Annotated in this window: 9 protein-coding genes; 2 read left to right on the plus strand and 7 right to left on the minus strand. The window is 39.0% G+C overall.

Annotated features, from left to right (window positions below; all coding sequences use genetic code 11):
* Positions 1-293: 293 nt before the first annotated feature.
* The 7 genes from BMX11_RS23805 to BMX11_RS23835 all read right to left on the minus strand — a co-directional run bounded on the left by BMX11_RS23805 (position 294) and on the right by BMX11_RS23835 (position 5,523).
* The gene (locus tag BMX11_RS23805; protein WP_090890040.1) at positions 294-1,505 is read right to left on the minus strand and encodes a DUF4374 domain-containing protein; all 1,212 of its coding nucleotides are present in this window, start codon (positions 1,503-1,505) and stop codon (positions 294-296) included.
* Positions 1,506-1,522: 17 nt separating this feature from the next.
* Entirely contained in the window at positions 1,523-2,179 is a 657-nt protein-coding gene (locus BMX11_RS23810; RefSeq protein ID WP_090890043.1) for a hypothetical protein, read from the minus strand.
* A gap of 112 nt (positions 2,180-2,291) precedes the next feature.
* The gene (locus BMX11_RS23815) at positions 2,292-2,852 is read right to left on the minus strand and encodes an RNA polymerase sigma-70 factor (protein ID WP_245738755.1); all 561 of its coding nucleotides are present in this window, start codon (positions 2,850-2,852) and stop codon (positions 2,292-2,294) included.
* A gap of 282 nt (positions 2,853-3,134) precedes the next feature.
* Positions 3,135-3,458 carry a nucleoside triphosphate pyrophosphohydrolase family protein gene (locus BMX11_RS23820; protein WP_090890046.1) on the minus strand — a complete coding sequence of 108 codons (324 nt, stop codon included), beginning with the start codon at positions 3,456-3,458 and terminating at the stop codon, positions 3,135-3,137.
* 25 nt (positions 3,459-3,483) lie between these two features.
* The gene (locus tag BMX11_RS23825) at positions 3,484-4,398 is read right to left on the minus strand and encodes a helix-turn-helix domain-containing protein (protein ID WP_090890049.1); all 915 of its coding nucleotides are present in this window, start codon (positions 4,396-4,398) and stop codon (positions 3,484-3,486) included.
* A 17-nt stretch (positions 4,399-4,415) separates the two neighbouring features.
* The gene (locus BMX11_RS23830) at positions 4,416-4,712 is read right to left on the minus strand and encodes a hypothetical protein (protein WP_090890051.1); all 297 of its coding nucleotides are present in this window, start codon (positions 4,710-4,712) and stop codon (positions 4,416-4,418) included.
* Between the two features lie 7 nt (positions 4,713-4,719).
* A complete protein-coding gene (locus tag BMX11_RS23835) occupies positions 4,720-5,523 on the minus strand; it encodes an SDR family oxidoreductase (RefSeq protein ID WP_090890054.1) in 804 nt (267 codons plus the stop codon).
* Between the two features lie 281 nt (positions 5,524-5,804).
* Here BMX11_RS23835 and BMX11_RS23840 point away from each other — a divergent pair, with 281 nt between their 5' ends.
* Both BMX11_RS23840 and BMX11_RS23845 read left to right on the plus strand, forming a co-directional pair.
* Complete coding sequence (locus BMX11_RS23840; protein ID WP_090890058.1) at positions 5,805-8,078, plus strand: GH92 family glycosyl hydrolase; 2,274 nt, start codon at positions 5,805-5,807, stop codon at positions 8,076-8,078.
* A 65-nt stretch (positions 8,079-8,143) separates the two neighbouring features.
* Complete coding sequence (locus BMX11_RS23845) at positions 8,144-8,674, plus strand: DinB family protein (RefSeq protein ID WP_090890061.1); 531 nt, start codon at positions 8,144-8,146, stop codon at positions 8,672-8,674.
* Positions 8,675-8,989: the final 315 nt, after the last annotated feature.

Genomic DNA, 8,989 nt, shown 5'->3' on the forward strand with positions numbered 1-8,989 from the left:
TACAAGATCAGCACGCTATTACAGGCTAGTTCTGGACTGCCTAGAAAACAAAATTAAGAAAATATTATTTGGAAATCAACACAGAATCTTAGGTGATTAATGTGTTGTGGGTTATGTGTTGCGTGTTATGGGACATGATGCTTAATACTTTCCAGGCACAAAACTTAGTTGCCTTAGATGCCTTAGGTGGTTAATGTGTTGTGGGTTATGTGTTGCGTGTTATGGGACATGATGCTTACCCCCTACTGGTACAAAACTTCGTCGCCTTAGGTGGTTAAATCAATCGGGATTCTTTACAACCTATCCATTCGCAAGATAAAATCAGTATCTCCCGCCAACTGCAATCCTTTTTTAAGCGCACCCGTTTGAACATCATAAACCCAAATATAATTACCCTCATTAGTTGAATTTACAGCAATGTAAGCGGTATTTCCCTCTACCAAAACACATTCTCTTCTCGTTCCCTTATCTAAAGGAAGTGCCAGTTTTTTAATGGCTTTGCTTTTAAGGTTTAGTTCGTAAAATTCGAAATGAGCAGTACTGTAGTGATCGCCTAAACCCTTAAAAAGATCCTTTCTTTCTGAGCGGATAATTACCTTATCGTTCCCCAAATTCCACATGCCATAAGCATGGTTCTGAATGACTGAGCCCGAAATATCGAAGAAATAGTCGCGATCCAAAGTATCTGTATTGGCCTTAATCCTAAATATCCCCGTTGGAATTTCAGGGCGATTACCTAAAGCAATGCCTGGGCACGACATAAAATAATAATCCTGATGCGCATCGCTAAAATTATATGACTGAATGGTATTTACTCCTCCAGGATAGGTAGAGCGGGTATCCTTTTCAGTTTTAATCAGTTCCATATCCGGATAACTTAGCTGTGAAACATAAAGCGTATCACTCGTTGCATAATTGGATATTCCGGTTGAATGATGATAGGTATAACCCACCAACAAACTGTTTTTTCTTTTTTCTACCAGGCCTATCGAAAGTGTGGTAAAGATTCCTGAAGGTTTTGGAATCTCCATTGTTCCCGCCCTGATCGTTTTCATTCTTTTAGTATCAATGAGGGCAAATTTGGTTTCATTGTAACCGGAAATGTTTAAAGCTGTAAGCAAAAGTGTATCCTTTCCAAGCCAGTTAAAATTTTCTATCGAATAATCTTTAAGGTTTAAAGTATCAATCATTTTTAACGTTCCCTCTTCCAGCTTAAACTTTGTAAAAAGTCCTTTTTTCCTATTCAGGTGATAATAATAGCCTTCCTTTATCATCACATCACGATCCATATCTTTCCTATCCAGAAGCACGCCATCAGTTTCAGGCTTTAAACTTCCATCCGTTAATGAATTGCTGGTAAGCAGGTATTCATTTCCATCCTTCGCCAAAATGTAAAAGCTATATTTTGCTTCAGCATCTGATTTGTTTAGGCAACCAATCGCTCCAAATAGCATCAAAACCAGTAAAGACAAAATAAAGAAGCGACGAGTAAGGAAATTAATCATGTATACGGAAAGGGAATTTAGATATCAAATTGTGTGGTAATCTGCTTTTGCATTACAGGGGGAAGATCCATTAAATTGCGTTCGCTCACCACAATAATGCCTTCAGCTCCCGCTTTATTTTTAAGAATGATATAGGTTTGTCCCTTTTTCAAGGTTACTTTCTTCTTCGTTCCCTCAAACAAAAGGTCTACATCTTTTTTAGGCGAAATTAAAAGGCTTCCCGATAAGTCGATTACCCCTGCAACATTGTTTATTTTAGCTACCGTGTTAGGTCCGATAGCTACGCTATATCCATTTGAATTAATATGTTTAACCTCCTGTGTGGAAGCATTATTAAGCGAGATAAAATCCTTTTCATAGAATGATGTTCCTCGCGTTAGCCAATAGCCAACAGTAGCGATTAAAGCAATAAATAACGATGCAGCGATGGCACCTTTAAACATAAAATAAGTGTTGCTCCTTGTTTTTAGTGTGGTTGATGCAGGTTCTTTGATAAAATCGGCATCAATACCTTCCCAGATGCTCCTTTTGAGATCAGATTTGTTGATAGCTGGAGGCAATGGAGCTAGATCGTCTACTTCAGCGCTAAATAACCATTCCTCCACCAACTTACGTTCCTCTGGTGTGCAAAGGTTAGAATGATATCGCTCTAAAAGTTCCTGATTAATGGCCATTAATAAATCTGTTGAATAATTTGATCTGCGCTATTTGCAAACTTAATAAAATATTGCCTTTAAATATAAGTAGCGCAACCCGCCTATTTCCGTAACCCTTCACAAAAATTTATTAATAATGAGCCAGTCCCGATTTAATTCTACTCATGGCTTTGGTGATGTGGTATTCTACAGCTCTTTCAGATATGACCAATAAACTGGCTATTTCGCCGTTGCTCATTCCTTGCTCCCTGCTCATCTTGTATACCCTTTTACATTGACAAGGTAGGGTGTCTACCAAATCATCTAATTTCTCTTTCAAATCGTTAAACAAAATCTGTTCTTCAGTGCAGTTACTGGCATGCAAACAATCCATCATCTGGAATTCCATATGTTTTTGCCTGTTCACCTTATTTCTGATGTATTCGAAAGTTTTAAACTTAGCCGCCCGGATGAGGTAATGCTCTACTTTTTGGAGCTGAAGTTCTTCTCTACGCTCCCAAAGGGATTTGAAAATCTCCTGAACCATTCCCCTGGCAGGTTCCAGTTCTTTAATGTTGTTGTAACAAACCGCAAAAACCTTCTCCCAATATAAATCATAGATTTGCTCGAACGACTTTCGATCAATCTTGATAAAATTATCTGAAAATGCTGAAATTGCCTGTTCTTCCAAAACCTTTATTTGATCCGGCAAATATAAGTTATTTAGATTAATTAAAAATAGTAAACGGAATTTATAAATGCTACAAAGGATTGGATGCTGTGATTAGCCAGAAGAAATGGGAAAGGGGTAACCACCTTAGGCACCTCAGACTCCTTAGGCTGTTAATTCCGCTATGGGTTATAACTAAGCTCCAATTAGCCTTTGCGTTTCTCTGTGCAAAACTTAGCGTTCTTTGTAGTTAATTTTGCCACGGAAGCCACGTGAAATGGCAATGAAGCCCCACATGATTAATTCGGATGCGGCTCTGATACACTAAGCCCCAACCAAATCCTCTGTTTTTGATAAAAACTTTTCCATAGCCATCTTAATATCCATATCCATTCTATTGGCCAGTACAATTAGCCACCAGATATTTTCAGCCAGTTTATGCTCTAACTCCTCATGAGCATAGGCTTTCGGCCAGCGCTCTTGCTGGGCCATAACATTCCGACCGACTAATCCTGCATCACTTAAGTAAGCTAAAGCATCTTCTTCGATGCTCCATTCCGAACCATGATTTAAATGTTCTAATTCATGGTATTTGGTCCTTATTTTTAAGGCACGTGCTATAATTTGATCAAAATCTGAGTTTTTCATGGTAATTTTAATTAGGGTTATTAATTTAAGGTTTCTGTACGGATGCCTTAAAAGCTTTGGGTGTTAGCTTTGTTTTGGCCTTAAACAGCTTATTAAAAGATTGCGGATGCTCAAAGCCAAGTTGGTAGGCAACTTCTGCAATGCTGAGGGTATCTTTTACCAAATATGTTTTTGCTTTTTCAATAATCTTATCGTGGATAAAATGCTGCGTATTTTGTCCAGTTAGGTTACGCAGCAAATCGCTTAAATATCGAGGTGATAGGTTCAGTTTTTCTGCCAGGGCATTCACAGCAAGTAAACCATTTCGAATGGCATTTTCATCCTTAAAATAATCTTCCAGCAGGATTTCCAATTTACTCAACACCTCATGATTAACCACCTTCCGCGTGATAAATTGTCTGTTGTAAAAACGGTTGCTATAATTAAGCAGCAGTTCAATCTGAGAGATCATCACATCTTGACTGAAATGATCAATGCGTTCATTCAATTCGGATGCAATATGATTGAAAACACTAAGAATAGTTTGCTTTTCCTTTTCCGACAAATACAAGGCTTCTGCCGCGCCATAACCAAAGAAACCATAGGTTGCAATGGTTTGACTTATTGAATATGGGCGAATAAAATCGGGATGAATGTGCAACGACATCCCCTCGTAATTGGCTTCCTCATCCTGCATTTTTAAAATTTGCCCCGGAGCAACAAAAGACATTCCTCCTTCTTCGAAATCATAAAACCCCTGTCCATAACGTAGCCTTCCTTTAAAATTTGTTTTAAAGGAAATTTTATAAAAATCGAGAATAATTCCTTGCTCAAAATCTTTGGGATCAAAAATGGCCTCGCCATAGTTAATTATGCTAATTAATGGATGGAGGGGCTTAGGTTGTCCCATTGCTTGATGCAGCTCTGAAAGTGACTGGAATATTTTGGGCTGATTTTTCATAAGGTAGTTTAATCGCTTTACGAATTTACGAAATGTTTTACCGTAGTGATATTCCAGCTAACGGTAGGCTGATCAATCATATCATGCACCATCGAATCACTTAAATCAATCATCAGTTTGTGCATCGCGGCTCTTCCCTCTGCTTCACTATTCCAGAAAAGAAGATCATAAATAATCCCGCCTAATTCGAACATATTTCTGGAAAGAAAGCCCTTTTGGTGTCTTAAAAAAACATCTATTTCCTGGTTAGCCTCAATAAATTGTGCCAATGTACAGTTATTCAGTTTAAAAGTAGTGAGTTCTACAGCCATCATTTTCCTGTTAAAAAATAAATTGATTTTTAATCCTTTGAACCTGTTCTTCTGCACCTAGCCTTATACGCTCCTCATACAATGCAGTAGCATCTTTTCCAACAACATACCGCAGTTTTACTGTACCATCATTTACGGCTGTAAATACCTCTTCTGCAATATCTTCTACCCGGGCATATTGGGCAATTTTTTCGGAGCTATACCCTTTGCTTACTTCAACAGTTAACTGACTATATGCCTCATGCTGGCCTACATCTACAGAGCGGGTAGCAAAATCCGTTTGAATCCCGCCAGGTGCAAGTACTTTAACCACCACGCCGAATTGAGCCAGTTCATACGACATACTTTCAGAAAACCCGTCGACGGCAAATTTGGTAGCACTGTAAATAGAACAGGTTGGGAAACCAATAATCCCGAAACTGGAGGTTACATTAATAAACATGCCTCTTCTTTTTGCTCTAAAATAAGGTACAAATGCCTGGGTAATTCGAATTACTCCCATTAAATTTGTAGCGATCTGACGTTCTATTTGTGCATCTTCAAAACTTTCCAGTGCACCGATTAAGCCGTATCCCGCATTATTAAACACTACATCTACCTCATAGTTTTCCACAACGTTTTTTACTGTGGCCTGAATTTGCGCTACATCGGTTACATCCAAAGGAAGAAGGATTACATTTTCCAACTTTGACACCTCAAATTCATTGTCCACATTTCGCATGGTAGCAATTACCCTCCAACCTTGTTTTTGAAATAATTGAGCAGTGGCCTTTCCTAAACCTGATGATGCTCCTGTAATAAATATGGTTTGCATAATTCTTTGTTTTAAAATTTACTATGCAAAGATGAACGTATTGAAATGCTAAAAATGAGTCGTTTTGCAGGTAATATTAGTCGAATTGACGATCAGGAACTTTCACCATCTCAACGCCACCCCCAGGCTTATCGCCTATGAACATTGTTTTTCAAAATCCAGCGAACTAAACAAACTAAAACGTTTTATTTGCATCATAATTGATACATATAGAATTTTAATTCACTTCAAATCTCTTTCAAAAAATACTAGTTTTGTTTTATCCTACGGAAATTCTAATCATGAAAAAACCTATTCAATACCTCCTCACATCATTTCTTTTATTAGTTATTGGTGCTGGCAATGCTGTTGCACAAACCCCAAAACAACCGGTAGATTACGTTAATCCCTATATTGGTAATACCAGCCATTTACTGGTCCCAACCTACCCTACCGTACATTTACCCAATAGCATTTTACGTGCTTATCCAGAGCGTGAAAATTTCACCAGCAATACCATTAATGGCTTACCGCTTGTTGTAACCAGCCACAGAGGAAGTTCTGCTTTTAACCTTAGTCCTTACCAGGGAAATTTAGAAAATGTAAAAAGCACTATCCGTTACGGTTACGACAATGAAATTATTAAGCCCTACTACTACGAAGTAGATTTAGATGATTACGGTGTAAACGTCAAATTCGCTCCCTCACATCAATCGGCGATTTACGATCTTCAATTTAATCAAAGCAATCTTCCCGCCTATTTAATTTTAAATACCAGAGATGGCGAGTTAACCGTTAATCAAAATACCGTAAGTGGTTTTCAAAAATTAAGCAACAATACAAAAGTGTTTATTTACTTTGAAACAGACCTACAACCTGTTGAATCGGGAACGCATCAAAATAATTTAATTGATTCGAAAAATAAATCGACTTCCGGACGTAATGCTTATCTGGTGCTTAAGTATCCAGCCAAAACCAAACAGATCAAAGTACATTACGGAATTTCCTTTATCAGTGTTGAGCAAGCCAAAAACAACCTACAGCGAGAGATAAAAGATTATAACCTGAACAGCGTTGCTCAAAAAGGCAAAGCAATCTGGAACGCTACGCTGGGAAAAATCCAGATCGAAGGGAGCGATGAAACTGCCAAAACGATATTTTATACCTCACTTTACCGCACATATGAAAGGATGATCAATTTATCGGAAGATGGAAAATATTTCAGCGCCTTTGACGGAAAGATTCACAACGATAATGGTACGCCCTTTTTTACCGATGACTGGATATGGGATACTTATCGTGCTACCCATCCGCTTCGCGTGATTATAGAACCTAAAATGGAAAGTAACATGATTAATTCTTACCTGCGTATGGCACAACAGATGGACGATCATTGGATGCCTACTTTCCCTGAAGTTACGGGCGATAGCCGCCGGATGAACAGTAACCATGGTGTTGCGACTATTATTGATGCCTACAACAAAGGTTTAAAGTCTTTTAATCTGGAAGAAGCTTACCAATATTGTAAAGCTGGAATTACCGAGAAAACATTGGCCCCATGGTCGGCCAAAAAAGCGGGTGTTTTAGACCAGTTTTTTAAGGATAAGGGCTATTTTCCTGCTTTGCCGGCAGGCGAAAAGGAAACTGCTCCAGAGGTTCATGGCTTTGAAAAACGCCAACCCATAGCGGTAACGCTGGGTACCGTTTATGATGAATGGTGCTTAGGTAACATTGCCTTGCAACTGGGCAAAACAGATGAAGCCAAACATTTTCTGGATAAAAGTTTAAGCTACCACACGGTTTTCAATCCGGAAACTAAATTCTTCCACCCCAAAGATGCCAACGGAAAATTCATTGAGCCTTTAGATTATCGTTTTTCTGGTGGCTTAGGGGCAAGGGAAACCTACGACGAAAATAACGGTTGGCTATATCGCTGGGATGTATTGCATAACGTGGGCGATTTGGTAGAAATGATTGGCGGCAAACAGGCTTTTGTAGATGAACTGGAGAAAATGTACAATACTCCATTGGGAAAAAGCAGATTTGATTTTTATTCGCAATTGCCCGATCACACCGGGAATGTAGGACAATTTTCTATGGGCAATGAACCGGCCATGCATATCCCCTATTTATATAATTACGCTGGTCAGCCCTGGCGCACCCAAAAGCGTGTCCGCAGTTTACTGGCCCAATGGTTTCGTAATGATGTGATGGGGATTCCGGGCGATGAAGACGGCGGCGGACTCACCTCCTTTGTCGTATTTTCACAAATGGGCTTCTACCCTATGACCCCAGGTTTACCCATGTATGTTATAGGAAGCCCTGCTTTTGCCAATGTGAAGCTGGATCTTGGAAATGGTAAAAAGTTCGAAATCTCTTGTCTAAATTATTCACCAGACAATAAGTATGTCCAATCGGCTAAGTTAAATGGCCAGGTGTGGAATAAATCCTGGTTCTCTCACGATGACCTGATGAAAGGTGGCAAACTGGAATTAGTAATGAGCAAAAGACCTAATAAAGAATGGGCGGCAGATGCAAATGCTGTTCCACCTTCCTTTAAGATGCCAGGAAAATAGGTCATATTTTGTTAACAATAACTGCCGTACTTCTGTGTATCTTTGATTGACTAACAAAACAAACAATGAAAAAAACAAGACTATTTTTAACCCTGCTTTGCCTGGTGGGCTTAACAGGTATTGCAAATGCGCAAGCCCCAGCTGCTGCTAATGTTGCAGAGTGGGAAAGAGCCAAAGCTTATACCAAAGAATATTTAGATGCCATGCCTGATTCTGGCTACGCGCTAAAACCTACTCCTGAGATGCGTTCCTTTGCAGAACAAATGTTACACCTAACTGATGCCAATTATGGTTTTACGGCACTTGCTACGGGCGATAAAAGTCCTTATGCTTTAGGCGAAGTTGAAAAGATTACCGATAAATCTAAAGCAAATGTAACCAAGCTGGTAATGGATGGATATGACTACGCTATTGCTGGTTTAAAAAAACTAACACCTGCACAGCTGAATGAAAAGGTAAAACTTTTTAACCGTTTTGAAATGACTAAGGAAATGGTATTTGTAAAAGATTTTGAGCATCAAACTCACCATCGCGGTCAGGCAACAGTATACCTTCGTTTAGCTGGTGTAAAACCACCGCAAGAAAAACTTTTTTAAATGGGTTATGTGTTGTAGGTTATGTGTTAAGAGACTTTGCGGCAGTTGAACCAATACGTCGTGGCACGTACCCTACAGCACATTTAAGCTTGTTAATAAGTAAAGACATTGTATCCTGGTATCCAATAGCACACATTTAACCACCTAAGGCTTCTAAGGCATCTAAGTTTTGTACCTGGACAGTTAAGCATCATGCCCCACAACACGCAACACATTTAACCACCTAAGATTCTGTGTTGATTTCCAAATAATATTTTCTTAATTTTGTTTTCTAGGCAGTCCAGAACTAGCCTGTAATAGCGTGCTGATCTTGTA

Source organism: Pedobacter rhizosphaerae, from assembly GCF_900111155.1.
GTDB lineage: Bacteria > Bacteroidota > Bacteroidia > Sphingobacteriales > Sphingobacteriaceae > Pedobacter > Pedobacter rhizosphaerae.